Raw genomic sequence first — 24,266 nt, 5'->3', positions numbered from 1 at the left:
GGATGTCGGATGCGGGAAATGAGGTTACGCTTGCAACCCTGCCCCGGCCTTCGGACCCCGCCCATGCCCCCCTTTCCACTCCGTCGCGTGGTCATCACCTATGAACCCGAGGCGGGGTGCCGCGCCCGGCTGGAGGCCGCCGGCTTCGATCCCGCCGCCGCTGCGGAAATCGCCTGCTATCTGGCTCAGGCGACGGACCTGGCCGCGATCCGGCCGGAGCTGACGGCAACGCTGGCCGAGGCCGGGCTGGAGGCCGAGTTCGTCGAGCTCGACGGGCTGATCGGCGCCCTGCCCGGCTTGGTCGCCCGGCGTGACGACACCATCCTGTGGTGCCAGACTGACGGCATCGCCTATTACCGCGGCAGCGCCGTCAGCGCTCTGGCGCGGCTGGCCGGGATCCCGACCTACGGCAGCCCGCCCCAGGCCCAGCACCTGTGCCAGGACAAGTTCAAATGCACCGCCCTGGCCGCGGCGGCGGCCGGCCTGCCGGTGCCGCCGACCGCCCTGGCCGAGGGGCGGCGGGTGATCGCCGGCGCCGCGGTGCTGGACGGGGCGGGACCGTTCTTCGTCAAGCCGAACACGCTCGGCGCCAAGATCGGCATCTTCGCCGATTCCGGGACCCCGGATGCAGCGACAGCGCTGGAACTCGCGGCGCGGCTGTGGGACCGCTACCGCGACTGGGCCGTGATCCAGCCCTTCCTGCCGGGCCACGATATCCGGGTCAGCTACATGGATGTCGGCCGCTCCCTGGCCGCGTCGCTGGGCATCGCCCGGCTCGGCAAGGATCCGGACAGCGAGACCGGCGGGGCCTTCATGACCATGCGCGACAATGCCAGCCTGTCCGGCAGCCGCGACACCGAGGGCGGCCGCACCGGCTTCGGCGGAGGGCAGCAGCGCGCCTTCATCCCGCAGCTGTCGGATCTGCGCGCCGAGGCTGGCCCGGCAGCGGCAAGGATCGTCGCCGCAGCCGAGATCCTGGTGCCCCGTCTGGCCGAGATCTTCGGCCTGCGCGACTACTTCTCGGTCGACCTCCGCGCCGGCGAGGACGGCAGCGTCCACATCCTCGAGTTCGAGACCTGCCCGGCGGTGACGATCTACGACTTCCAGACCTATTTGCGCGACGCCCACGGCCTCTGGGCGCCGCCCTCGCCCGCTCCCTGGCGCTGGCGCATCGCCGGCCGGCGGAGCCTTGAGCCGCCGGCTTTGACCGCCGCCGCGTCTGATTCAGGACGGGTCGGTGCCTGATCGCAGAAGGGGAGCAGACACATGGCCAACGAGACCGCCGCGCCGGCCAAGCCCATCTCGTCCAACGACGTGCCGTGGGAGGAATGGTCCGACATCCCGCGCTTCACCACGCGCTACCGGCACCTGACCCGCGCCGTGCTCGGCGACGACTACCATGTCGGCGTCGCCATCGAGGAGCTGGGGCCGGGCAAGCAGAGCGTGCCGGCGCACTACCACATCTTCGAGGAGGAGCATGTCTACATCCTCGAAGGCACGGTCACCGCGCGCCTCGGCGCCGACAGCTACGAGATGAAGGCCGGCGACTATATCTGCTACCCGGCCGGGCAGAAGGCCGGGCACTGCCTGGTCAACACCGGCGATGCCGTCTGCCGCTACGTCGTGGTGGGCGAGCGCAACCCGAACGAGATCTGCGTCTACACCGACACCAACAAGGTGCTGGTGCGGCCCCTGGGACGTCGGTTGATTCTCGACCTGGCGGCGACGCGCGCCTATTGGGACGGCGAGGATACCGGCCTGCCGCGCGGCGTCGCCCCGCCCGCCGATGCCGTGGCGCCCGAACCGCCCGCAGCGCCGAAGGGGCCGATCTCCTCGCATCAGTTGACATGGCGTGATGAGGGCCAGCCTGGAAGCACGCGGTTCGGCGGTCGCTCGAAGCATCTCACCGAGGCTGCCGTCGGACCGAATTATCACGTCGGCATGCTGATCGAAGCGCCGGCGCCGGGAATGCGCCTGTGCCCCAAGCACTACCACATGCTGGAGGAGGAACACGCCCTGATCCTCGAAGGCCAGGTGACACTCATCCTCGGCGATGAGCGATACGAGCTGACGGCGGGCGATTACGTCTGCTTCCCCGCCGGCCGGAAGGTCGGCCATTCCTTCCTGAACAGCGGCCAGGCCCCCTGCAGCTACCTAATGATCGGCGAGCACAACCCGTACGAGGTCTGCGTCTACCCGAATTCGAACAAGATGGCGGTCGGCGCTCTGCGCACGCGGGACGACATCTTCGACATGTCGGGGCTGCGGCGGTACTGGGACGGCGAGGAAACGACCGGCTAAGCTGTCTGCCCCCGGGCCGCGACGCCGAATGTAATTTGACCGCCGCAACCGAGGGCTACCGAGTCTGGGCAAGCCGCCTACAGATCCTCTCTACCCAGCGTCCCGCTCTCGTACCGTCACTGCTCGCAGACGGTGTGGCCTGCCGGCAACAACTCGCCACCACAAGGAAATATACATTTTTGTATGTATGTTACTTTTTTGCGCCCGCTTACGGTCCCTTTGTCTCAGGCACCGAGCAAGCGGCCACCCAGCCCCATCAGTGTGCCTTCGACGCCACAGTGCCCGGCCGTCAGGCGGGTATCTCGAGTGAATCGCCCCGCATCTGTGCGGGTAGAGGGAGGCAGAATGAAGCAGGTATTGCTGGGGGGCACGGCACTGGCCGCTGCCGCGTTGATCGGAGCGATGCCGGCATCGGCGGCCGACACGAATGTGACGTCCGGTCTGCAGCTGAAGATCAGCGGATTCATCGCCGCGCAGTCGGCGCTGGTGCTGACCGACACCGACCATTCGCAGTTCGACCGCGACTACGACTTCCAGACCAATGCGCGGTTGATCTTCGACGTCAAGAACGTCACCGATTCCGGCCTCGAATACGGCGGTCGCATCCGCTTCGACTCGATCAGCCGGCGGGACGGCGTCGACGTCACACGCGTCTACACCTATGTGAAGGGCAGCTTCGGCACGATCACCTTCGGCGACGCGCCGACGATCGCCGACGACTTCGGCTACGTCTACGCACATGACGAGCTGGCCGGAAACATCGGCGCCGGCGGCGGCGATTTCGGCGACCTTCTGGACGGCGATTTCCCGCTCGGCGGCGGAAACTTCTACTCGATCGATCCGACCTATCTTGGCGGCCTGACCAACCAGGACACCCGCATCAAATACACCTCGCCGACGATCGACGGCTTCAGCTTCGGCGCCGACTTCACCCCAGTGGTGGGCGGCGCGACTCATGCCGGCAACGGCGGCCGCAACGACCTGGTCAACGATGCCAGCACCCTGTACGAGAACGTCGTCACCGGCGGCGCGAACTGGGAGGGCGATATCGGCGGCGGCGTCGACCTGCGGGTCGCCGGCACGGCCGCCTACGGCAACGGCGTATCCACCGACAACAACCCGCAGCATCACGACCTCGAGGCCTATACCCTCGGCGCCCGGGTCAAGTCGGGCGGCATCGCCGCCAGCGTGGACTGGACCCACTATTCCACGTTGTTCCTGACCAGCAAGCCGGTGGACTCGATCGTCGGCGATGTGAGCTACACCTGGGGGCCGTTCCTGGCTTCAGTGTCCTATGCCTATACGTGGGCCGGCAACAACAACGACCTGACGCAGCCCAACACAGGCGCGACCGACCTCGAGGACAACCACATCGCCGGCGCGAACCTGACCTACACGATCGCACCGGGCCTGAACACCTATGCGGAAGTCATCTACGAGAAGCAGAACTTCCGCGAGGGCAAGGATTTCGAGAACGCCAACCTGCTGACCGGCATCAATCTGGCCTTCTGAGGCATCAGGTCGATCCGTCTCGGCGGTTCGCCCGAGAAGCCGGACCGCGACAGACCGCTCCTAACGGCCACTGTCTTGTCCCCTCCTAGACTGAAAGATCGCGTCCGGTGATGGGGATGCGCGGCGCTGCCGGCCGCGCATCCCTTTATCTTCTGAAGGCTCCATATCGCGTCACGGATCTTCCAGACCATCCGAGCGATTTCGGATCGGTCGACAGCCGCTGATCGGCCGTACCGATCATCGGGCCAGTTCGCAGGCCTCGACGACGATCGCCGCGGCGCCCGTCCAGAGCGCGGCGATGATGGACAGCAGGGCGATGGCGCGGGCGACCAGGATCAGATGCCGCGGATCGTCATCCCGCCGGTCGAGCCCGGCGAGCGCGGCCGGCCGGGCCGGCGCCCACGCCACCGGCAGGATCGCGGCCACCGCGGCGGCGGTGAGGATCGCGGCGAGCGCGGTGGTCGTCCCCGGGGAGGCGCCGAGGGCGCAGAACCAGGTGTGGCCGAAATAGATCGCGGTGAATTGCAGGCCCCACACGATCGGCCCCCACAGGAGGCAGACCAGGGTACCGGGAGTCGAGGGTTCGCGCCGTCGCATCATCCCGCCACCCTGGGGAAGCCGTGCACGAGCAGGAGGCCGAACAGGATCTGCCCGGCGGTGTAGGCGGAGAGCAGTGCGGCGACCTCGAAGCCGACCCTCCGCTCGCGGTCGAGGCGCCCGGTCGCGTGCCGGGCGATGGCGAAGCCGAAGAGCATGACCACGGCGACCGCCAGCTGGGCGTCGAGCACGCCCGCCATGTAGACCATCGCGCCATAGGCGTTGTCGCCAGGGCGCAGCCCGGTCTGCCAGTGGCTCCAGAGGGTGAGCGCGACCGCGCCGGCGAGGCAGGCGGCGGCCAGCGCGAACAGGATGGGGGCGCCGAACCCGCGACGGCCGGGGACGGGAAGCAGCCGGCCGGCGAAGAAGATCGCGGCCGCGCCTGCCAAAGCGAGACCGGCGGCGGCGAAGGCCCAGCCTGGGTGCGGCAGGTCCGGCGAGCCCCGCGGCGCCCAGACCTCGGGCGAGACGATCCAGAGGTACAGGTACGAGAAGACGAAGGCGAGGTAGAGCGAGCCGGCGACGAGGATCAGCACCACCGTCGCCCACCAGGGATGCGAGACCGGGCCGGTGCTGGTGGTCGGCAGCCGGATGCCGCCGCCGATGTCGGCCGGCGGGCCCGGCTTCTTGTCGAGCTCCCAGGCCCAGACCAGGCAGGCGCCGACGGCGACGACGCCGCAGGCGATCGCGATGGTGACCAGCTTGACGGTCAGCAGCAGGAAGAACGCCGCGGTGAACACGGCGGCGATCACATGGGCGAAGCCCGGCCCGGGCATGCGGATGACATATTGCGGCCGACCCTCGACGGCGCTGGTGACGATGGTCTCGCGACCGCCGGTCGGCGCGCTGGGCAGGAAGTGCCGGCCCCGCCGCACCTCCTCGGGCAGGTCCGGCTGGTCCCACAACGGCTCGCGGCCGGTCACCAGCGGGATGCTGCGGGTCGAGTAGACGTCGTTGGGCAGCCACTCCAGCGTGCCCGCGTCCCAGGGGTTTTCGGGACCGCCGAAGCCAGGCCGGAAATTGCGGCAGAGATCGATCACGAACAGCAGCACGCCGGCGGCGAGGATATAGGCGCCGACGGTGGAGACGAGGTTCAGCGTGTTCCAGCCGAGGTCGCCGGGATACGTCCAGACCCGCCGCGGCATGCCCAGCAGCCCGGCCAGATGCATCGGGAAGAAGGCGATGTGGAAGCCGGCGAACATCAGCCCGAAGACCCAGCGCCCGAGGCGCTCGGACAGCATCCTCCGGCTGACCATCGGCGCCCAGTGGTAGAAGGTCGCGAACAGCGGGAACACCATGCCGCCGATCAGGACGTAGTGGAGATGGGCGACGACGAAATAGGTGTCGTGCACCTGGAAGTCGACCGGCACCAGGGCGACCATGACGCCGGTCAGCCCGCCCATGGTGAAGATGACGAGGACGCCGAGCACGAACAGCGACGGCGTGGTGATCCGGAATCGGCCCCGGCTCGCTGCGATCGTCGCGATCCAGGCGAAGACCTGGATGCCCGACGGGACCGCCACCGCCATGCTGGCGGCGGAGAAGAAGGCGAGGCTGAGCGACGGGATGCCCGTGGTGAACATGTGGTGGACCCACAGGCCGAAGGAGAAGAAGCCGGTCCCGATCAGCGCGACCACGATCAGGTCGTGCCCCACCAGCGGCCGCCGGGCCATGGTCGACACGATCATCGACACCAGCCCCGCCGCGGGCAGGAAGATGATGTAGACTTCCGGATGGCCGAAGAACCAGAACAGATGCTGCCACAGCAGCGGGTCGCCGCCCTTGGCCGCGGTGAAGAACGGCCAGCCGAAGGATCGCTCGATCTCCAGCAGAATGGTGCCCAGGATCACGGCCGGGAAGGCGAAGATGATCATCGCGGCGAAGATCAGCATCGCCCAGGCGAAGATCGGCATCTTGGCCAGCGACATGCCCGGCGGCCGCGTCTTCAGCGTGCCGACGACGATCTCGACCGCGCCGGCGATCGCCGAGATCTCGATGAAGCCGATGCCGAGCAGCCAGAAATCGGCATTGTCGCCCGGCGAGAACTCCTTGAGCGTCAGCGGCGTGTACATGAACCAGCCGCCCGACGGCGCGAGATCGTAGAGGATGGTCGAAAAGAAGACCAGGCCGCCGACGACATAGGCCCAGATGGCGAAGGCGCTGAGCCGCGGAAACGGCAAGTCGCGGGCGGCGAGCATCTGCGGCAGCAGCATCACCCCCAGCGCCTCGACCGCCGGCACGGCGAACAGGAACATCATCGTCGTGCCGTGCACGGTGAAAATCTGGTTGTAGAGGTCCTGGCCGACAACATCGTTCCCGGGCACGGCGAGCTGGGTCCGGATCAGCAGCCCGAGAACACCGGCCAACAGGAAGAACAGGAAGGCCGCGCCCAGATAGGCGATGCCGACGACGGTGTTGTTGACGTCGGACAGGATCCGCCAGCCCCGGGGGCTCGCCCAGATCCGGATCAGTTCCTCCTCCTCGCCGGACGGACGCGGCGCTGGGTTCGGCAGCTGGGTTCGGGCGTTGTCGTCCACCTAGTCCAGCCCCTCCAGATAGGCGGCAATCGCGGCGAGCTCGTCGCGCGACAGGTTGCGGTAGGGCGGCATCAGGTTGCCCGGCTTCACGTGCTGGTTGTCGGCGATCCAGCGTGCGAAGGCGTCGGCATCGTTCGGCAGCGCCGCGGCACCCAAGGAGAGGCGGCCACCGACATGGGTCAGGTCGGGGCCGATCGTGCCGTCCGCCTCCGTCCCGCGCACGGCATGGCAGGCGCCGCAGCCATTTTGCAGGAACAACGCCATGCCGCGCCTCGCCGGCTCCGATGCAGGCTCCGAGGCCGGCGCGGCCTCCGCGGCCAGCCAGGCTTCATAGGCGTCCGGTTCGAGGGCGACGACATACATCGACATCAGCGCGTGGGCGCCGCCGCAATACTCGGCACATTGCGCCCGGCTGACGCCGGCTTCCGTGGCTTCGAGCGTCAGGGTGTTGCTGCGGCCGGGGATCATGTCGAGCTTGCCGCCCAGCTGCGGCGCCCAGAAGCTGTGGATCACGTCATCGGTCTCGAGCCGGATCGCGACCGGCCGGCCGACCGGAAGGCGCAGTTCGTTGGCGCTGACGATCTCGCGCCCGTCGCGATCCTCATAGACGACCTGCCACCACCAGCGCTTGCCGGTGATCGTCACCCCCAGGCCCTCGGCGTCCCGGGACCGGGCTGCGCCCACCTGCATCACCAGCAGGCCGTAGACCAGAAGGATGCTGAGCACCACGACCGGCAGGACGATGCCGCCGCCGACCACCATCCGGTCCGTCGCCAGAACCCGGCACCAGCCGTCCGGGCCGCGCAGGGCGATGGCGGTGACGACGAGGACGAGGATCGTCACCGCAGCCGAGACGCCGGTGACGGTCCAGAACAGCGCACCGATCTCCTGCGCCTCCGTCCCGCGCGGGGCGAGTGCGGACTGGATGCCGGCGCAGCCGCCGAGCGGCGCGGCGATCGCCGGAGCGGATGCCACCCTGCGGCTCATCGCGCCGCCTCGTCGGCATCGGCTGCTATCCCCGGTCCGACGCGGCTAGAGAAATAGGCCGCGGCGTCCTCGATCTGCCGGTCGGTCAGACGCCCGGCGATCGGCGCCATGATCGAGCCGTAGGGGGTGCCGCCCCGGACCCCGTCGCGGAACAGCCGCAGCTGGTTGCCGATGTATCCGGCGGACAGGCCCTCCAGCCGGGGGAATTGCGGCGACTTCCGCCCGGAATGGCAGGCGAGGCATGGCGGGACATTCTGCCGGGCCACGCCCTTGGCGGCGATCGTCGCTCCCCTCTCGACGGCGCCGGGATCCCGCTGCGCGGCGTCACCGGCGGCCGGGGGCGGCATGGCCGCGAAGTCGCGGGCGAGCCGTTCCCGCTCGGCGGGCAAAAGCCCTGCGGCGATCGCCTCCATCATGCCGCTCTGGCGCGTGCCGGAGGCATATTCCGCCAAGACACGCAGCAGATAGGCCTGGTTCTGGCCCTGCAGCGCCGGCGCCGGATCCGCCACCGGGGCCTGGCCGGCATCGCCGTCGCCGTGGCACAGGGCGCAGCCGGCGGCCACGGTCTGGGCGCCCTCGCGCCCGGTCAGCTCGGCATACTCGCCGGACGACATGCCGGGAAGGCGGCGGAGAAAGGCGACGACCGGCCAGACCTCGTCGTCCCGGCCGGCGCCGGGCCATTGCGGCATGCCGGTGAACTTGAAGCCGTGGCGCACGATCCAGAACAGCTCTTTCGCCTCCCAGCCCGCGACCCGGCCATCGAGTGGTGGGGGGGCCGGATACATCGCGGCGGCGACCGGGCTCTGGCGGAGTCCGGGGCCGGCATGGCATGGCTCGCAGCCGGCGGCGAAATGCCGGGCGCCGAGACGGGCAAGTCCGGGATCGTCGAGTTCCGGCACCTCGATGCCGGCGCTGTGCGTGTCGACGGAGCGCCGGAGCACCAGCTTGAGCAGCCGGTCGGTGATGGGAATATGCTCGACCGACGCGGCGACATTGTACACCCCCGAGAGCACGATTGCGGCGCCCAGCGCGGCCGCACCGGCCAAGGCGATCCCAACACCGAGCGCGAAGCCACGCCGGCGCCATATCGCCGGGAGCCTCATCTAGCCGGCCCTCTGGCCGAAGCTCCAGCCGCCGTCGCGGGCCAGCGCGGCGAGCCGGCGGCGCGCGATCGCGATCGCCGCAGTCACGTAGACCAGCGGGCAGGCAGCCAGCATCAGAAGCCCGGCAAGCTGCTGGTCCTCGACTAGCGGCCGCGGCGAGGCCGGATCGAAGCAGATCGGTGCCAGCGATCCGTAGATCGTCCGCGGCGAGAAGGTGAGGAGAACGCCGAAAAGGCAGAACAGCTTGCCGGTGGCCAGCAGCGCCGCCAGCGGCGTCCAGCTGCAGCGCCGGGCCCCGCGGATCACCGCGGACCAGAACCAGAAGGCGGACAGGAACAGCGAGGCATGCATCGCGGCCGTCAGTGTCGGGCTTCGGCAGGCGGCCGCGAACACGGCCGGGAGATGCCAACCCCAGATCAGTGCCACCTGGACAGCGGTTGCGGGAAGAACCCGGACGGCATTCGCCGCCGCCCGGCCGCCGGCGAAGCGATCCCATGCGGCCGCGCCGAGTGGTGCAAGCAAATTCATCGCGACGATATGCGCCGCCATATGTTCCGTCAGATCACCATCGGAAATGAACATGGAACGGGAACACGATCATCCGGATGACCGTTCCTGGAGCCCTGATCGTCTATGGCGTCCCCGTCCGAGCTTCGCCGCGCCTAAGGCAGCGCCGCCGGGTTCTTGCCGACCACCTTCTGCAGCTCGCGGTCGACCTGGACCTTGACGTCCTGCTCGACGCGGACGTTGAGGTTGATCTCGATCGGCTTGTCCGGCGCCTCGACCCGGATCACCGGCGAGCAGGCGCCGAGCAGCACGCAGAGGCCGGCGCAGACGGCGCGGGATCGGTCGGTCATCGGGCCCCTTCCCTTCAACACGACGGCTCGGTGCGGCGCCTCAGCCGCTCCACGTAATAGTCCCGGATGCGGTCGCCGATCCGTGCCAGCGCCAGACTGCGGCGGGCGATGACGTAGAGCTCGCCCGACAGGTTGACGTTGAGCGCGATCGGGAAGCCGCCATAGAGGTCGGGGTTGGAGCCGCGCACCGCCAGCCTGACATTGGCCTCGCCGTCGCTGCGGCCGTCCAGCGTCGCCCGCAGCGACTGATACTGGAAGTTGCGCAGCGCCGCCATCAGCGTGTCCATGCCCGGTTCGGCAGCCGCAGCCGCCTTGATCTCGTCCGGCGCCGCCGTGCCGCCATAGCGGATCTCGCCCGGGCCGCGCGTCGCCAGCACACCGTTCTCGACCACGATCGTGTCGCGGTCGAGGCGGAACGGGATGGTGCCGTCGACGATGCCGGTGGCCCGCACGTCGTCCAGCCCGGCCGCGGCCACGACGCGGGCGAGGTCGAGCCCCTCGATCTTCAGCACCGAAGGCCGGCGCCGGCCGGAGCCGCCCTCGACCCTGACCTTCGCCCCGGTCCAGTCCAGCGCCACCCGCCGCAGATCGACGCCGCCGGCCTGGCTCCAGCCGAAGCGGGCGTCGACATCGGTCAGGGGTGGCATCTCGCCGTCCAGGACGAACCGGCCGATCCGGACCCGCTGCCCGGCCGGCAGCCGCAGCGGCGCGAATTGGTCCAGCCGCAACTGGGCCGTCGCGCCCTCAGCCTGGCCCCAAGGCGTCTTGAAGGCGGCGTTGCGCAGCCGCAGATCCAGTGCCGTCTCCGCCGCGCTGCCCCAGGCGATCCGGCCGCTGCCTTCCATCCGGCCGTCGACGCAGGACAGCGGCAGCCCGGCCAGGGCCGGCACCACATCCTTCGGCTGCAGCCCGCGGCGGCGGAATCGCACCGGGTCCAGCACCAGGTCGAGGCCGCCATCGCCGGTCGTCAGGTCATGCTGGCCGGTTCCGGCGGCGCGGGCCCGGCCCTCCGGATCGGTCAGCTCGGCCTCCAGCGACAGGATGTCGGTGGCGGCGTCGAGCCGGCTGCGCAGCACCGCCTTCATCGGCACCACCGGATTGCCCTCGATCGCCAGCCGCGCGGCGGTGAGATTGGCGTCGAACGGAACCGCGGCGCCGGGGACGACCGCGACGTCGGCATCGACGTCCTCCACGGTCAGCCTCGCCCCCGGCAGCGCCAGCTTGCCGTCCGCCGCGGTCAGGCGGTAGCTGCCCTCGGGCTGCGCCGCCGGGGCGATGGCCAGGACCGGCGTAGTCGCGAGCAGCCGTGTCGCGCCGGCGCCGGCGCCGATCGACAGGTCCAGCGCCAGGGCCGGCACGGAGGCCCGCACCAGCGGCGGCCGGTCGCTTCCGAGATCGGTTTCCAGCAACGGCCGGCCTTCGGCATCCGGGCACAGCTGCGCCGCCGCCGGCTCGGCCAGGCGCAGCCGCGGCGTGAAATCCTGCGCCGGCACGGTCAGCGACAGGCATTCGCCATGCACCGGCCGCACCGTCAGATGCTGGCCGACGGTGTCGACCCGGACCGTGCCCTGAGCCGTGGCGTTGCCGCCCGTCTTGCCCGGCAGGCCGATCGCCGAGCTGCCAGACAGCGTCACCGTCCAGCCGCCGTCGGTGGTCTCGCCCGACGCCGTCATCGGGCCGGGGTCGATGGTCAGGCCGATCGCCTCGAACGGGTCGAGGTCCAGCACCGCCTTCGGCACCCGCACCTTGGCCTGGCCGGCATCGTTCAGCCCGAGCTCGGCGTCGACCGAGCCGGCCACGTCGTAACCGGCGACATTGCCCTTGGTGGCGCCGGCCAGCCGGGTCCACCAGGTGTCGGCCTCGCGGCTGAACTCCAGGCGCTGCGGCCCGCCGTCGCCGGGCAGCCAGTCGAGATCGACCGCCAGCTTGCCGGAGGCGAAGCGGCCCGCCACCTTCCACGGTTGGCTGCCGGCCAGGGTCAACGTGCCGCCGGAGAGGTCGATGGCGGCGCTGAGCTGGCCGGTCTGCAGCGCCACGCCGCTGCCGGCCTGGACACCGTCGGTCGAGACCCGGATGAAGCCGTCGGCCAGCAACTGCGGCAGCTCATCGAGGCTGGGCAGGCCGGGGGTGCGCAGGGTCAGCCAGGCGTTGAGATTGGCCTTGCCGGTCACGCCGCCCTCGAAGCCCAGGGCCGGCACCACCGCGGCAAGGTTGTTGGCGGCGACCTGCACCGCCACATCGGTGCCCTCGCCCTGCTTCGCCCCCTGCAACTGCAGGCCGAAGGTGCCCTCGCCGGTGCCGATCTTGGCGCCGATGATCAGTTGCTGCAGCCGCTGCAGCGTGCCATTGCCCTGCACGCCGAAATCGCGGAACCGCGCCGTGCCCCGCACGACCTCGGCGACCGTCAGCGCGCCCTGGATCTCGCCGCTGGCGTTGCGTTCGCCGCCATAGGCGATCCAGCCGCTGACTCCGTCCAGCGACAACTGGTCCGACCGGAAGCTGGCCCGCTCCAGCTGCACGCCGCCGAAGATCTGGCCCTCGGGCGTGTTGGTCAGGTCGAACTTGGCCTGGGCCGCGCCGCCGGCACCGGCCGCACGCAACTGCCCCTTCCACACCAGCCGGCCTTCCTCGTTCACCGCGCCTTTGGCCTCGACCGGGCTGCGAATCCGGCCCCAGGGGGTATCGAGCACGATCGTGCTGTCGCTGACCGAGATGGTCCGGAATGGAATGGCGCCCAGACTGCCACTGCCGCCACCGCCCTCCAGCGCCTCCATCCGCGGCAGGTCCAGCGCGCCGGAGCGGTCGACGCCGAGGCGGATCGAGACGCCGGACAGCGCGATCGAGGACAGGTGACCCTCGCGGATCAGGGTCCAGGGGTTGAAGCCGAGAGAGATGCGGTCGACCGTGATCCGCCCGTCCGCCACGGCAATGCCGCCGATCTCGGCCGAACCGAGATCGACGCTGGACACCGTCAGCCGCTCGACCGGCACGCCTTCGGCCCTCAGCCGGGAGATCGCCTCCGCCTCGACCCAGCCGGGCAGCACGCCACGCGCCGCGATCGCGAGCCCGACCAGGGTCACGAGCAGGGCGGAGAGGCCGATCGTCCAGCGGCGACGGGGAAGGAAACGCGCCATCCTGCCAGTCTAACCGAGCCGGAGCGCCAAAGCAGCGCGCGCGTTGGGGGCGCCGGCGCGAACCCGGCTACGGCCGCAACTCTTTCAACATGTAGCTGGTGTCCTCCAGCACGCCCGTCGGAGAACAGGCATGGCCGGGGACGATGCCGAACAGGCGGAAGCCGAGGCTCTGATACAGCGCCTCGCCGCCGTCCCCGCGCCGGGTGTCGAGCAGCAGCAGGGTGCGGCCGTGCCGGCGCGCCAGATCCTCGGCCGCCAGCATCAACGCCCGGGCGATGCCACGGCGCCGCGCGGCCGGATGCACCAGCAGCTTGGCGATCTCGGCCCGGTGGATGCCGTTGGCCGGCATGCCGAGCACCAGTTGCACCGTGCCGACCGTGCGCCCGTCCAGCCGCGCCACGATCAGCCGCCGGGCGCCGCTGCGGAAGGCGGGCTCCAGCCCCAGCCAGAACTCCCGCGCCGCCGCGACCGTGAAGGGCAGCACGAAGCCGACGCTGGCGCCGTCCAGCACACAGCCATGGAGCACCTCGGCGAGGTCGTCGAGAAGCCCGGCGAGGCCATCTGGGGTGACTTCCGACAGAGTGACGGGAGACAGGGCGGCGGTGTCGGGCATGGCGGCGCTCAGAGATCGTTTGGAAATGCGCTGGCGTGAGTCGGCTGGCGGTGGTGTCGAGAACCGGCGCGCAGCGGACGTTTGGGTCCGTGAGCACCGGAAGCTTCGAGTCCGCCGTCAGACGGCCGCGCCAGTAGCGTTTCCAAGCGGTCTCTCACGGCTTGCACAGGGCGATGACGTAGTGGGCCGGCCGCGGGCCGGGGCAATGGAAGCGGGTGGGCCCGAACAGCCGGTAGCGCAGGCAGTCCCCCGGGCCGAGCCGGTGGACGACATCGTCGACCATCAGGTCCAGCACCCCGTCCAGCATCCAGACATGCTGCTCGAGGCCGTGGATCGGCGGCGTGTCGTAGCTGACGACGGCGCCGGCCGGCAGCACGCCCTCGACCAGCTCGCCGCGGAAGCCGTTGGCGGGCGGCGAGACGCTGCGGCGGCGGAAGCCGGTTTCAGGATCGGTCCAGCCCGGCTGCTCTTCCCGGCGCAGCAGCTGCGGCGGGTCGGTCTCGACCTCGGCGATCAGGCCGGACATGGTGCGGCCGTAGGCGGTGCAGAGTCGGCCGAGCAGCGAGGCGGTCGGGCTGGTCTCACCCCGCTCCAGCCGCGACAGCGTCGCCCGGCTGACCCCGCTGCGCTCGGCCAGCACGTCCAGCGACCACCCCTGCTCCGCCCGCAGCGCCGCCAGGCGCGCGGCCAGCCGGGCGTCCACCGGCTCCAGTTCGTTGGCGAGACCACTTCTCATGATCGGGAGGCTATCCCGATCATGAGAAGTCGGCAAGAGTTGTTACGGTGTGGGCGGCGGTGCGAAGCGCAGGTCGCGCGGCGCGTCGTCCGGGAACGGCCGGGGCGATGACGTGATGACCTCGTTCGCCGGGTCGTCCAGCGTGAACAGCGCCACGCCGATGACGCCGATGTTGCGCGGGTCGCCCTGCGGCGTGTTCGCGGCATAGGCGTCGTCCGGCGCGGAGAAGCGGAAGGCCGCGACCTCGTCCTCGCTTTTGCGGAAGCCCTCGATCACCAGCCGCTCGCCCGGGCGCACCACATAGCCGCGGTTGGCGATGGTGCCGGGGCGGCCGTTCAGCACGTCGAGCCCGTCGACCGTGGCCACCACCTCGACCGTCCGGCGGCCCCGATTGCTGAAGGCCAGCCGGTAGAGGTCGCCGGACCGGCCCTGCAGGCGCAGGTCGCCGCCGCTGGTCGGCGTCAGCCGCAGCGGCGTGCCCCTGGCGCCGAGCACCGAGAATTCGACGGCGCCGTCCGCGACCGGCAGGCTGCGGATGGTACTGACCGGCCCCATCGCACTGCGGCGGCCATCATAGCGGATCGTCACCTGCGTCTCCGGCCGGTCCGGCCAGAAGCGGGGCAAGCTGACGAAGCGGATCGACGACCGGATCTCCTCCCCCCAGCGCGTGCCGAGCCGAGGTTCCGGTGCCGACTGGAGGCCTTGAGTGATATCGATCCTTTGGCCACCCCCGGGTGCAACCAGATGATTGGCCTGGGGAGACAATGTCTCCTGCCGCATCGTCACAGTCTCGGCCACCACGAGTGGTGGTGGCCGCGATGACACGCAGGCGACCAGGGTCAGCAGCAGCCCGGCCGTCAGGATCTTCGACAGAATGCGCATGATCTCTCCCCCGAGACGCCCAGCGCCGCATCATCGGTCCCGCTCTGCGGCGAAGCCGTGGCCGGGCGGAGGTGAATCGAAGGCCCGAGCAATCCCGGTACAATGGCGGGCCGGCGTCACTGCTACGGATCGGCGACACGCCTGCCCGCCCCCAGACGGAGACGACCATGCCGCTTCGCCGCGCCCTGCCCCTGCTCGCCCTGCTCGCCTCTCCCGCCACGGCCGCGGACGCGCCACCCGATTGCCGCACGCCAAAAATGCTGGACGATGGCTGGGCCGTCGCCGCGCCGGGGGACGAGGGCTTCGACCCCTTGCAGCTCTGCGCCCTCGGACCGGCGCTGGAGGCCTGGCCGGAGGGCAACGCCCATGCCGTGCTGGTCGTGCGGCATGGCCGGCTGGTCTATGAGCGCTACTTCGCCGGAGAGGACTCGCTGCTGGTCGGCATCGCCGTCGACTACGGGTGGATAAGGGACATCGACGCGCCGGTGCTGTCGCTGCTGCCGCAATACGCCGATCTGCGCTCGCCCGAGACCGACCGCATCACTCTGCAGCACCTGCTGACCATGTCGAGTGGCCTGGCCTGGAGCGAGGACCTGCCCTACAGCGACCCGCGCAACAGCGAGCGGCTGATGTCGGACGCGCCGGACCCGTATCGCTATGTGCTGGAGCAGCCCTTCGCCGTGGCGCCGGGCGAGCGCTGGACCTACAGCGGCGGGTCGACCGCCCTGCTCTCCGCCGTGCTGAAGCAGGTCTCCGGCCGGCCGCTCGACGTTCTGACGCAGGAGGTGCTGTTCGCGCCGCTCGGCATCGCCGATGTCGAATGGGTGCGCTACCCGAATGGCGACCCGGTCGCCGCCTCCGGCCTGCGGCTGCGGCCGCGCGACATCGCCAAGCTCGGCCAATTGGTGCTCGACCGCGGCATCTGGCAGGGCAAGCAGATCGTCTCGCCCGGCTGGATCGAGCAGTCCACGGCATCGCAGATCGCCGTCGAGGATCAGGTCGCGTACGGCTTCCAATGGTGGCTCGGCCGGTCGCTGATCGACGGCCGGGAGATCCGCTGGGCCGCCGGAATCGGCTGGGGCGGCCAGCGGCTGTTCCTGATGCCCGACCGCGACCTGCTGGTGGTGGTCACCGCCGGGCTCTATGACCGGCCCGATCTGCAGGACCAGCTCGGTCGGACCGTGCTGGACCGCTATGTCCTGCCGGCGCTGGCGCAGCCTTAGGGCGATGCCTGCGAGTGGTAGAAGGCGGCCGCATCGGCGGTGAAGGCGCTGCGGGACGATCCGTCGAAATAGAACATGTGCCCGCCTTTATAGAGCCTGATCGCCACGCGCTCCTCGCGCCCCAGTGGCGGCAGGTGATCGATCAGGTAGCGGCTGACCGAATAGGGCGTGACGATGTCGCTCCGGCCATGGGCCACCAGCACGTCGAGGTCGGGGTTGAGCGCCAGCAGCTCGCGCAGATCCGAATCGACGCTGGCAAGAAGGATGCCTCCGGCTTGCCATTTCCATTTCCGGGCGATCTCTCGGTTCAGCAGGTTGAACGTCAGCAAGGACTTGTAGCCAAGCGCATCGTGCGCATGGCCGACGAACAGCCCGCCGAGGGTCTGGGTATAGCCGTCGAGCACCGGGTCGGGGCCATCATCCGCGGCGGAATCCGGGAACGGGTCGGGCGACAGGAAGGCGGCGTCGTAAGCGCTGGCGACGCCGTCCGCGCCGGCCCGATCGAGATAGGCGTCTCCGATGAAGCCGCGCGACCGGGCCACGACATCGGTCGACACCCCGGTCAACTGGGCCACGCGGGCGTAGAAGGCATCCGCCGCCTCGCCTTCGGGCGGGCGGCCCGCCAGGGTCGTCAGGTAGTCGGTCAGGGCGAAGCGCTCGGCCGCCGCCAGCGCTTCGGGCGTGAAGGCATCGCGGCGGTCGAGCTCGGCGGCGGCGAGCGAGGGCAGCCGCAGCGCCGCCACCAGCGCGAAGCGGCCGGCGCCGAACATCAGGCGGCCTTCCACGAAGGGCGAAACCATGACGATGCCGTTGACCAGGACGCCCTGCTCCCGCTGCAGCGCGCGCGCCACCTTCACGCTGCGGTAGCCGCCATAGCTTTCGCCCAGGATGAATTTCGGCGAGCCGCTGCGCCGATTCTGCGCCAGGTAGAGCGCAATGATCTTGGCCAGCGATTGGGCATCGGCGCGTTCACTCCAGAAGTCCTCCGACTTGTCGGCCCAGACCGTGCGGCTCCATCCAGTTCCTACCGGGTCGATGAAGACCAGGTCGGTGAAGGCCAGCCAAGCGTCGGGATTGTCTTGCAGGCGGGCGTTGGCGGGATCCCGTGCGAAGTCTGGCCCGACAACCCGCGGCCCCGCCAGGCCGAGCTGCAGATAGGCCGAGGCCGCACCGGGCCCGCCATTGAACACGAAGGTGACCGGGCGGGTCTCGGCCGAGGCATCGTCGAGGACATAGGCGGTGTAGAAGACCGCGGCCGAGCGCTCGCCATTCCGGTCGAACAGCGGGATGGTCCCGGCGGTGGCGGTGTAGGCCAACGCGCGGCCGCCGAGCGTCAGCGTGTGATGGGTAACCGAATCGTCCGGCAGCAACGCCAGCACGCCGCCGGCCGGCTGCTGCGCCTGGGCGGCGGCGATCAGCAGCAGGACGACCAGTCCGGCGAGGAACGATCGGAACGAAATCCGGCGCAGCATGATCACCCATCCGGCTGAACATTCATCCGACTTTACCACCTCAATATCCCGATGAAATTCCACACAACCTCTGTTATAAATACATGAGCGGAACAAAGATAATCGAGCGTTTCTTGTTCTCTGCCATTGCGATTGTGCAGATCCGATGTCCGCGCGTTTCCTGCTTGCCGCCGCCCTGCTCCTGATCTCGGGATGCGATCGGCCGCCTCCCCCAAGCTCCACGGGGCCCGAAGCGGCGTCCATCGGATCGGCCGGCGAGGTCGCCCGCCTGCAGGCGGCGCTGGCGCGGGATGTGCCTGGCGGGATCACCGATGCGCCCGACGGCGAACAACGATGGGCGGCGCTGGCGCAAGCCGAGATCAAGGCCCGCGGCCACTCCATCAGCCGCCCGCAGCTGGTGGTGGTGGTCGACCGGAACCCCGCCGTTCAGGAGATGCGCATCCTGCTGGCACAGCCCTCCGATGGCTGGCGGAGCATCGGCGGCGTCAAGGTCTCGACCGGGCAGGAAGGCCGGAACGGCTATTTCATCACCCCGACCGGCGTGTTCCTGCACACCGACGAGATCCTCGACTGGCGCGCCGAAGGCACCTTCAACGCCAACGGCATCCGGGGCCTCGGCCTCGCGGGCATGCGGGTGTGGGATTTCGGCTGGCAGACCGCCGAGCGGGGCTGGGAGGCGGAAGGCCGGGAATCGACCATCCGGCTGCTGCTGCACGCCACCGATCCGGACGTCCTGGAGCAGCGCCTCGGCCGGCCGGCCTCGAAGGGCTGCATCCGCGTGCCGGGTCCGATGAACGTCTTCCTCGACCGCAACGGCGTCCTCGACGTCGATTACGAGGCGGCGGCGAAGTCCGACCCCCGCTACGACGCCGTGCTGCGCCCCGACCGCACCCCGACACCGCTGGCCGGCAACATGCTGGTGATCGTGGATTCGGGCCCCGGGGCCATGGCGCAGGCCCGGTAGCGACCTATCGATCCTGGAACGGATGCCTGCTCAGGATCTCGGCGAGCCTGGCCTCCTCCTTCTCGGCCCATGCCGGCGAAAGAACGTTCAGGAGCTCGAGCCGCCGGGAGAACATCTGACGTCGAACATCCTCGCCATGCCGCCGGTTCCGCAGCTCGAACCGGCCCGCCATCTCGCTCGCGACGCCCGAAAAGACCCAGTACAGCAGCTCGTCCAGATCCTCCGTGCTGGACCTGCGCAGCTCCGAACCACGCTCCACGACGACGTAATGATACTGGCTTCCCACCTCGATATGAGGCCTGGCGCCGTCCTCGGACCGGCCAAAGGTCGGGAGATCGGCAGGCGGCGCGTCGATCCGCCTGGCGAGATCCTCGAGGCGGCTTTGGATGTCCGCCAGGGAAAGGAGCATGTCGCGGACCAGTGATCTACTCGGTCTGCACCCCGCGCTCGCGCAGCATCGTCACCAGGGCGTCGCGCTGCGGCAGGTAGTCGTCGCGCAGCAGCCCCAGCAGATGGGCGTCGAGGAACTGCCCACCCTTGCGCACATGCTGGCGCAGCAGCCCCTCCTCCTGGAAGCCGAAGCGCCGGTGCATCCGCACCACGCCCGGATTGCTGGTCAGCACCTCGCAGCACAGCTTGTTCAGCTTCAGCTCGAGGAAGACGTGATCCAGCACCTTGAGCTCGACCCAGCTGCCGATACCCTTGCCGCGCAGGTCGCTGGCGCCGAGGTAGAACGCCCAGGAACACTTGCTGTTCTGCTGGTCGATGTCGACCAGGTTGGCGAGGCCGATCGGCTCGTCGTCGTCCTGGATGATCCAGTAGACCCGGCGCGGATCGGCGATGGCGCGGGCGAACCAGGCATCATGCTCCGGCCGCGTGATCTCGTGGTCGGTGTATTGGTGGACCGCGACATGCGGCAGGTTCCGCCAGGTGAACAGCCGGTCGGAATCCCCCGGCTCCACCCGCCTCAGGCTCAGCATTCCCGTGGTCCCCCGATCATTTTTTCCGTGCTGTGATAGGCCGGGCCACTCGCCGCTGCCAAGGGCCGCGGCGAGTGATCGGACCGACCGTCTCAGCCTAGGCCGCCAAAGCCCGCCGGCGCTCCTCCACCACCTGCTCGGCGATCCGCCCCATCAACTCCTGCAGATGGTCGAAGCGGGCGGTGAAGCTGCCGACGCCGAGCGTGACCGAGCGCAGCTCGACCGCCAGCCCGTGCATCTCCGATTCCGGCAGCTGGCAGTCGATCAGGTCCCAGCCGGTCCAGCCCTCGCGCGCGGTCATGCCGAGGATCTGGCCGCGCCGGCTGGAGACGATGGCATGCACCTTGGCGGTGTATTCCGCCGGCACCGCGATCGTCACCGCCTGGATCGGCTCCAGCAGCACCGGGTCGCAATTTGCCAGCCCCTCGGCCATCGCCATCTGCGCCACGGTGCGGAAAGCCTGGTCGGAGCTGTCGACCGCATGGTGCTGGCCGTCGGTCAGGGCCACCGCAAGATCGACCACCGGGAAGCCCAGCGGGCCGCGGTTCATCGCCTCGCGCGACCCCGCCTCCACCGCCGGGATGTAGTTCTTCGGCACCGACCCGCCGACCACCTTGTTCTCGAACACGAAGCCGGTGCCGCGCGGCATCGGCCGGATCTCCACCTGGATGTCGGCGAACTGGCCATGGCCGCCGGTCTGGCGCTTGAAGCGGGAATGCTGCTTGGTCGGCCGCCGGATCGTCTCGCGATAGGCGGTGCGGGTCGGCACCGTGGTCACCGAAACGTTGAACCGGCTCTTCAGTCGCTCCACCGCGATCTGCAGCTGGATGTCGCCCTGCCCGGCCAGCGTCAGCTCGCCGGTCGCGTCGATGTGATGCACCGACAGGGCCGTGTCCTCCTCGCACAGCTTGGCCAGCGAGGTGGTCAGCTTGACGTCGTCCTTGCGGTCCGACAGCGACAGCGCCACGGCGTGGACCGGCTCCGCCGGCTTCGGCCAGTTCCAGGTCGCCTCGGACGTGCCGTCGGCGCGCAGCGTCTGGCCGGTGGCGAGGTCGTCGAGCCGGGCGATGCCGACGATCTCGCCGGCCCAGGCCTCGGCCAGCTTCTGGTTCTCGCCGCCCTTCAGCCGGTACACGCCGGAGATGCGGCGGCTGCCGAGATTGCTGTTGTCGGACAGCCGGCCGCTCCACAGCCGCGCCAGGCTGAGCTTGCCGGTGTGCGGCTGATGCAGGGTCTTGAACACGGTGGCGGCGAAGCCGCCATGGGCGTCGTAGCCGAGCCGGGTGGCCGCCACCTCATGCGACGGGGCTTCGTGGCGCAGCGCCTTCCACAGCCGGGTGACGCCGTTGCCGTGCTCCGCCGAGCCGAAGAACACCGGCACGATCAGGTCTTGCTGCAGGTCGCGGGTGAGCTGGGTGTAGATCTCCTTCGGCGCCGGGATCTTATCCTCGAGCAGTTGCTCCAGCAGCGCATCGTCGAAATCGGCCAGGGATTCGAGCAGGGTCTGCCGCGCCTCGTCCTGGCGCGGCTTGATGTCGCCGGGCGCCTCGATCAGGTCGGATGACTGGTTCTCGCGCCATTTATAGGCACGGCCGCTGACCAGGTCGACATAGCCCGAGACGCTGTCGCCGTCGCGGATCGGAACCTCGCGCAGCAGCAGCGGGCGGGCCGAGACCTGCTGCAGCGCGGCCAGCAGGTCGCGCATGCGGATGCCGGACCGGTCCATCTTGTTGATGAACAGGACGTGCGGGATCTCGTGCTCGTCCAGGAAGCGCAGCAGCGGCGCCAGGATCACGGCGCGGTCCGGATCGGCCTCGGCCACCACCACGGCGATGTCGGTGACCATCAGCGCGGCCATCGCGTCCTGCGCCAGCTCGACCGAGCCGGAGCAGTCGATCAGGGTCCAGTCCTCGTCCAGATAGCGGCAGGAGGCCAGGTTCGGCTCGATCGTCATCTGCCGGGCGCGGGATTCGGGCGAGGCGTCGCCCACGGTATTGCCCTGGGCCACGCTGCCCTTGCGCGGGATCGCGCCGGCGCTGTGCAGCAGCGCCTCCATCAGCGTGGTCTTGCCGCTCGAATACGGCCCGACCAGGGCCGCGCTACGGAATCTGGGGGCAGGGCGTTCCTGCGGCATGCGCATCCTCCCTTGTGCACGGGCCTGCCATGCCGACCGGGACGATGCCCGATCACGCGGGCCCTTTTGGAGGGTCAGCATGACACTTCCGCGACGATCGGCACAGCCCCGATCTGAGGGTCTAGGAGTGTCGGGCGTCGCCGCTCAGTTCGTCGAAGAATCGCTTATCCGCCACGAGACAAGTCGCCGGACGGGACAAAACCTCGGCCCGCAGTTTGGCGATCCGGTCCTGCAACGGAACCGCCTCGTCCTCTCGGCACAATTCGTTTCGGACCGCCAGCTTCACCGCCTCGGTCAGGCCGATCTGCCGGCGGCGGGCCAACTCTCGAACCAACTCGTCCGTCTCGGCGTCTCGAGTGTGAAAGGGCATCTCCGCCTCCATGCATCCAGATGGATCGGCTGCCTGTAACACTGATCCGTCATGGCGAGCGAAGCGTGGCCATCCAGTCCTTCAGCTGTAGCACACGATGGCGGCAGTCTGGATGGCCACGCCCCTTCGGGGCTCGCCATGACGGATCCATATTTCGGCCTCAGCGATGCGATAACGTCAGCGCTATAGGCCACACGGCTTGGAAACGGCATCGGTCCACCGCATGATGCGAGTATGCGCATCGTACGGAGCACAGTCTCAACCTACTCCCTCGACACCCTTGAGGGTCTTATCGCTCTGTTTCGCGCCATCCCCGGTATCCACGAAAGGGGCCCGGGGATTTTCGCCGGCTCTGGCAAGCCGTGGCTTCAGATCCGTCAGGATACTGAAGGCCTCGTCACCGAGGTCCGCAGCGGCAAGGACTGGCAACGCTTCCGTATGTCGGAGCCCGAGGAGCGGGAGGCCTTCATGGCTCGGATCGGCCGCGTATTCTAGTCGCCGGCAAAGCCCTTAGCTGATCGACCCCGGCGTGAAGGTCGGAACCACCGTGACCGGGCGGCCCGGCAGGTCCAGCGCGGTCACCCGCTCCGGCGTGCGGGCGATCATCCGGCCGGCGCGCAGCACCAGGAGGCGGGTCGCCTTCAACCGCACCGCCTCGAACGGATCGGCGGCCTGCAGCAGCACCAGATCCGCCCGGCAGCCGGGCGCCAGGCCGTAGCCGTCGAGTTCCAGCACTTTCGCCGCCTCGGTGGTCACCGCGGCGAAGCAGCGGCCAATGGCGTCGAGCGACGTCATCTGCCCGACATGCACCGCCATATGCGCCACCTCCAGCATGTCGGCCGACCCCATCGAGTACCACGGGTCCATGACGCAGTCCTGGCCGAGGGCGACGGTGATGCCGGCCGCCATCAGCTCCGGCACCCGAGTCATGCCGCGGCGCTTCGGATAGCTGTCGTGCCGGCCCTGCAGGGTGATGTTGATCAGCGGGTTGGCGATCGCCGCCACGCCGGCCTCGCGCATCAGCGGGATCAGCTTCGAGACGTAGTAGTTGTCCATCGAATGCATCGAGGTCAGGTGCGACCCCGTCACCCGGCCACCGAGGCCGAGGCGATGGGTCTCCGCCGCCAGCGTCTCGATGTGGCGGGACTGCGGGTCGTCGCTCTCGTCGCAATGCAGGTCGACCGGCAGCCCCCGCTGCGCCGCGATCTCGCAGAGCCGCCGCACCGAGGCGGCGCCGTCGGCCATGGTTCGCTCGAAATGCGGGATGCCGCCGACCACGTCGACGCCGAGGTCGAGCGCGCGCAGCAGGTTCCGCTCGGCGGTGGCGGAACGGTACAGCCCGTCCTGCGGGAAGGCGACCAGTTGCAGGTCGAGATAGGGCGCAACCCGGCGTTTGACCTCGAGCAGCGCCTCGACCGCCAGCAGCCGGTCGTCGCAGACATCGACATGGCTGCGGATCGCCAGCAGCCCCTGCGCCACCGCCAGGTCGCAATAGGCCAGGGCCCGGGCGATCACCGCGTCCTGAGTCAGCTGCGGCTTCAGCTCGCCCCACAGCGCGATGCCCTCGAGCAGCGTGCCGGAGCGGTTCAGCCGCGGCAGGCCGAGCGACAGCGTGGCGTCGAGATGGAAATGGGAGTCGATGAAGGGCGGCGTCACCAGCCGGCCGCCGGCGTCGATCTCGTCGTCTGCCTGCGCCGCCAGATGCGGCTCGACCGCGACGATGCGGCCGTCCTTGACGCCGATGTCGATGCCGGTGCGGCCGTCCGGCAGGTTGGCATTGCGCAGGACAAGGTCCATGGCGGGTCTGGCCTTCGGGAATTTCAGTGAGAGAACGGCGCCCGGGACGATAGCATGCGGCCGTTGC

At 69.6% G+C, this 24,266-nt stretch carries 22 protein-coding genes; 6 read left to right on the top strand and 16 right to left on the bottom strand.

The window, feature by feature from the left end; translation table 11 throughout:
- Positions 1-63 precede the first annotated feature (63 nt).
- The 3 genes from QFZ27_RS23100 (at position 64) to QFZ27_RS23090 (ending at position 3,813) form a co-directional block, all read left to right on the top strand.
- Positions 64-1,245, top strand: a complete 1,182-nt coding sequence (locus tag QFZ27_RS23100) for an ATP-grasp domain-containing protein (RefSeq protein WP_429228811.1) — start codon at positions 64-66, stop codon at positions 1,243-1,245.
- Positions 1,246-1,266: 21 nt separating this feature from the next.
- Complete coding sequence (locus QFZ27_RS23095) at positions 1,267-2,301, top strand: cupin domain-containing protein (RefSeq protein ID WP_429228810.1); 1,035 nt, start codon at positions 1,267-1,269, stop codon at positions 2,299-2,301.
- A gap of 345 nt (positions 2,302-2,646) precedes the next feature.
- On the top strand, positions 2,647-3,813 hold the full coding sequence (locus QFZ27_RS23090) for a porin (RefSeq protein ID WP_429228809.1): 1,167 nt from the start codon (positions 2,647-2,649) through the stop codon (positions 3,811-3,813).
- A 237-nt stretch (positions 3,814-4,050) separates the two neighbouring features.
- Here QFZ27_RS23090 and QFZ27_RS23085 read toward each other — a convergent pair whose 3' ends face one another.
- The 10 genes from QFZ27_RS23085 to QFZ27_RS23040 form a co-directional block, all read right to left on the bottom strand.
- The gene (locus tag QFZ27_RS23085) at positions 4,051-4,413 is read right to left on the bottom strand and encodes a hypothetical protein (protein WP_429228808.1); all 363 of its coding nucleotides are present in this window, start codon (positions 4,411-4,413) and stop codon (positions 4,051-4,053) included.
- Positions 4,410-6,947, bottom strand: a complete 2,538-nt coding sequence (gene ctaD / locus QFZ27_RS23080; protein WP_429228807.1) for a cytochrome c oxidase subunit I — start codon at positions 6,945-6,947, stop codon at positions 4,410-4,412. The genes QFZ27_RS23085 and ctaD overlap by 4 nt, the downstream gene beginning before the upstream one ends.
- A complete protein-coding gene (locus QFZ27_RS23075; protein ID WP_429228806.1) occupies positions 6,948-7,934 on the bottom strand; it encodes a cytochrome c oxidase subunit II in 987 nt (328 codons plus the stop codon). It lies immediately after the preceding gene.
- Positions 7,931-8,980: a c-type cytochrome gene (locus QFZ27_RS23070; RefSeq protein ID WP_429228805.1), complete on the bottom strand. Its 1,050-nt coding sequence runs from the start codon at positions 8,978-8,980 to the stop codon at positions 7,931-7,933. The genes QFZ27_RS23075 and QFZ27_RS23070 overlap by 4 nt, the downstream gene beginning before the upstream one ends.
- A 57-nt stretch (positions 8,981-9,037) precedes the next feature.
- Positions 9,038-9,565, bottom strand: a complete 528-nt coding sequence (locus QFZ27_RS23065; protein WP_429232482.1) for a cytochrome c oxidase assembly protein — start codon at positions 9,563-9,565, stop codon at positions 9,038-9,040.
- Positions 9,566-9,699: 134 nt separating this feature from the next.
- Positions 9,700-9,894, bottom strand: coding sequence for a YnbE family lipoprotein (locus QFZ27_RS23060; RefSeq protein ID WP_429228803.1), 195 nt, complete (start codon positions 9,892-9,894; stop codon positions 9,700-9,702).
- 14 nt (positions 9,895-9,908) lie between these two features.
- Entirely contained in the window at positions 9,909-13,028 is a 3,120-nt protein-coding gene (locus QFZ27_RS23055) for an intermembrane phospholipid transport protein YdbH family protein (protein WP_429228802.1), read from the bottom strand.
- A gap of 67 nt (positions 13,029-13,095) precedes the next feature.
- Positions 13,096-13,641: a GNAT family N-acetyltransferase gene (locus QFZ27_RS23050; RefSeq protein WP_429228801.1), complete on the bottom strand. Its 546-nt coding sequence runs from the start codon at positions 13,639-13,641 to the stop codon at positions 13,096-13,098.
- Positions 13,642-13,795: 154 nt separating this feature from the next.
- Positions 13,796-14,377, bottom strand: a complete 582-nt coding sequence (locus QFZ27_RS23045) for a helix-turn-helix domain-containing protein (protein ID WP_429228800.1) — start codon at positions 14,375-14,377, stop codon at positions 13,796-13,798.
- A 42-nt stretch (positions 14,378-14,419) separates the two neighbouring features.
- Entirely contained in the window at positions 14,420-15,259 is an 840-nt protein-coding gene (locus QFZ27_RS23040) for a hypothetical protein (protein WP_429228799.1), read from the bottom strand.
- A 167-nt stretch (positions 15,260-15,426) separates the two neighbouring features.
- Here QFZ27_RS23040 and QFZ27_RS23035 point away from each other — a divergent pair, with 167 nt between their 5' ends.
- Positions 15,427-16,482 carry a serine hydrolase domain-containing protein gene (locus QFZ27_RS23035; protein WP_429228798.1) on the top strand — a complete coding sequence of 352 codons (1,056 nt, stop codon included), beginning with the start codon at positions 15,427-15,429 and terminating at the stop codon, positions 16,480-16,482.
- Here QFZ27_RS23035 and QFZ27_RS23030 read toward each other — a convergent pair.
- On the bottom strand, positions 16,479-17,954 hold the full coding sequence (locus QFZ27_RS23030) for a S10 family peptidase (protein ID WP_429228797.1): 1,476 nt from the start codon (positions 17,952-17,954) through the stop codon (positions 16,479-16,481). The two genes, QFZ27_RS23035 and QFZ27_RS23030, sit on opposite strands and share 4 nt — an antisense overlap.
- Positions 17,955-18,099: 145 nt before the next feature.
- On the opposite strand from QFZ27_RS23030, the gene QFZ27_RS23025 reads away from it, so the two are divergent.
- On the top strand, positions 18,100-18,918 hold the full coding sequence (locus QFZ27_RS23025; protein WP_429228796.1) for a hypothetical protein: 819 nt from the start codon (positions 18,100-18,102) through the stop codon (positions 18,916-18,918).
- Positions 18,919-18,922: 4 nt separating this feature from the next.
- Here the strand turns inward: QFZ27_RS23025 and QFZ27_RS23020 are convergent, their stop codons facing one another.
- From QFZ27_RS23020 to QFZ27_RS23005, 4 genes are all read right to left on the bottom strand, one after another.
- Positions 18,923-19,327 carry an Imm63 family immunity protein gene (locus tag QFZ27_RS23020; protein ID WP_429228795.1) on the bottom strand — a complete coding sequence of 135 codons (405 nt, stop codon included), beginning with the start codon at positions 19,325-19,327 and terminating at the stop codon, positions 18,923-18,925.
- Between the two features lie 16 nt (positions 19,328-19,343).
- Positions 19,344-19,898 (bottom strand): UDP-4-amino-4,6-dideoxy-N-acetyl-beta-L-altrosamine N-acetyltransferase, encoded by a 555-nt coding sequence (gene pseH / locus QFZ27_RS23015; RefSeq protein ID WP_429228794.1) that lies wholly within the window; start codon positions 19,896-19,898, stop codon positions 19,344-19,346.
- A gap of 97 nt (positions 19,899-19,995) precedes the next feature.
- Positions 19,996-22,032, bottom strand: coding sequence for an elongation factor G (locus tag QFZ27_RS23010; RefSeq protein ID WP_429228792.1), 2,037 nt, complete (start codon positions 22,030-22,032; stop codon positions 19,996-19,998).
- Between the two features lie 121 nt (positions 22,033-22,153).
- Positions 22,154-22,402 (bottom strand): type II toxin-antitoxin system VapB family antitoxin, encoded by a 249-nt coding sequence (locus QFZ27_RS23005; RefSeq protein ID WP_429228791.1) that lies wholly within the window; start codon positions 22,400-22,402, stop codon positions 22,154-22,156.
- Positions 22,403-22,636: 234 nt separating this feature from the next.
- Here QFZ27_RS23005 and QFZ27_RS23000 point away from each other — a divergent pair, with 234 nt between their 5' ends.
- The gene (locus tag QFZ27_RS23000) at positions 22,637-22,897 is read left to right on the top strand and encodes a hypothetical protein (RefSeq protein WP_429228790.1); all 261 of its coding nucleotides are present in this window, start codon (positions 22,637-22,639) and stop codon (positions 22,895-22,897) included.
- A gap of 15 nt (positions 22,898-22,912) precedes the next feature.
- On the opposite strand, the gene QFZ27_RS22995 is transcribed toward QFZ27_RS23000, so the two are convergent.
- On the bottom strand, positions 22,913-24,199 hold the full coding sequence (locus tag QFZ27_RS22995; RefSeq protein ID WP_429228789.1) for an amidohydrolase family protein: 1,287 nt from the start codon (positions 24,197-24,199) through the stop codon (positions 22,913-22,915).
- Between the last annotated feature and the right edge of the window lie 67 nt (positions 24,200-24,266).

The organism is Inquilinus ginsengisoli (assembly GCF_050434925.1).
GTDB classification, from domain to species: domain Bacteria; phylum Pseudomonadota; class Alphaproteobacteria; order DSM-16000; family Inquilinaceae; genus Inquilinus; species Inquilinus ginsengisoli_B.
The sequence above is the reverse complement of the archived record's forward strand: the minus strand, read 5'-3'. Positions and strand labels throughout refer to the sequence as shown.

What these genes read in the sequence shown, in the direction of transcription:
- QFZ27_RS23100 (WP_429228811.1), top strand. Translation starts at nt 64, where the DNA reads ATGCCCCCCTTTCCACTCCGTCGCGTGGTCATCACCTATGAACCCGAG.
- QFZ27_RS23095 (WP_429228810.1), top strand. Translation starts at nt 1,267, where the DNA reads ATGGCCAACGAGACCGCCGCGCCGGCCAAGCCCATCTCGTCCAACGAC.
- QFZ27_RS23090 (WP_429228809.1), top strand. Translation starts at nt 2,647, where the DNA reads ATGAAGCAGGTATTGCTGGGGGGCACGGCACTGGCCGCTGCCGCGTTG.
- QFZ27_RS23085 (WP_429228808.1), bottom strand. Translation starts at nt 4,413, where the DNA reads ATGATGCGACGGCGCGAACCCTCGACTCCCGGTACCCTGGTCTGCCTC.
- QFZ27_RS23075 (WP_429228806.1), bottom strand. Translation starts at nt 7,934, where the DNA reads ATGAGCCGCAGGGTGGCATCCGCTCCGGCGATCGCCGCGCCGCTCGGC.
- QFZ27_RS23065 (WP_429232482.1), bottom strand. Translation starts at nt 9,565, where the DNA reads ATGAATTTGCTTGCACCACTCGGCGCGGCCGCATGGGATCGCTTCGCC.
- QFZ27_RS23060 (WP_429228803.1), bottom strand. Translation starts at nt 9,894, where the DNA reads ATGACCGACCGATCCCGCGCCGTCTGCGCCGGCCTCTGCGTGCTGCTC.
- QFZ27_RS23055 (WP_429228802.1), bottom strand. Translation starts at nt 13,028, where the DNA reads ATGGCGCGTTTCCTTCCCCGTCGCCGCTGGACGATCGGCCTCTCCGCC.
- QFZ27_RS23050 (WP_429228801.1), bottom strand. Translation starts at nt 13,641, where the DNA reads ATGCCCGACACCGCCGCCCTGTCTCCCGTCACTCTGTCGGAAGTCACC.
- QFZ27_RS23045 (WP_429228800.1), bottom strand. Translation starts at nt 14,377, where the DNA reads ATGAGAAGTGGTCTCGCCAACGAACTGGAGCCGGTGGACGCCCGGCTG.
- QFZ27_RS23040 (WP_429228799.1), bottom strand. Translation starts at nt 15,259, where the DNA reads ATGCGCATTCTGTCGAAGATCCTGACGGCCGGGCTGCTGCTGACCCTG.
- QFZ27_RS23035 (WP_429228798.1), top strand. Translation starts at nt 15,427, where the DNA reads ATGCCGCTTCGCCGCGCCCTGCCCCTGCTCGCCCTGCTCGCCTCTCCC.
- QFZ27_RS23030 (WP_429228797.1), bottom strand. Translation starts at nt 17,954, where the DNA reads ATGCTGCGCCGGATTTCGTTCCGATCGTTCCTCGCCGGACTGGTCGTC.
- QFZ27_RS23025 (WP_429228796.1), top strand. Translation starts at nt 18,100, where the DNA reads ATGTCCGCGCGTTTCCTGCTTGCCGCCGCCCTGCTCCTGATCTCGGGA.
- QFZ27_RS23020 (WP_429228795.1), bottom strand. Translation starts at nt 19,327, where the DNA reads ATGCTCCTTTCCCTGGCGGACATCCAAAGCCGCCTCGAGGATCTCGCC.
- pseH (WP_429228794.1), bottom strand. Translation starts at nt 19,898, where the DNA reads ATGCTGAGCCTGAGGCGGGTGGAGCCGGGGGATTCCGACCGGCTGTTC.
- QFZ27_RS23010 (WP_429228792.1), bottom strand. Translation starts at nt 22,032, where the DNA reads ATGCCGCAGGAACGCCCTGCCCCCAGATTCCGTAGCGCGGCCCTGGTC.
- QFZ27_RS23005 (WP_429228791.1), bottom strand. Translation starts at nt 22,402, where the DNA reads ATGCCCTTTCACACTCGAGACGCCGAGACGGACGAGTTGGTTCGAGAG.
- QFZ27_RS23000 (WP_429228790.1), top strand. Translation starts at nt 22,637, where the DNA reads ATGCGCATCGTACGGAGCACAGTCTCAACCTACTCCCTCGACACCCTT.
- QFZ27_RS22995 (WP_429228789.1), bottom strand. Translation starts at nt 24,199, where the DNA reads ATGGACCTTGTCCTGCGCAATGCCAACCTGCCGGACGGCCGCACCGGC.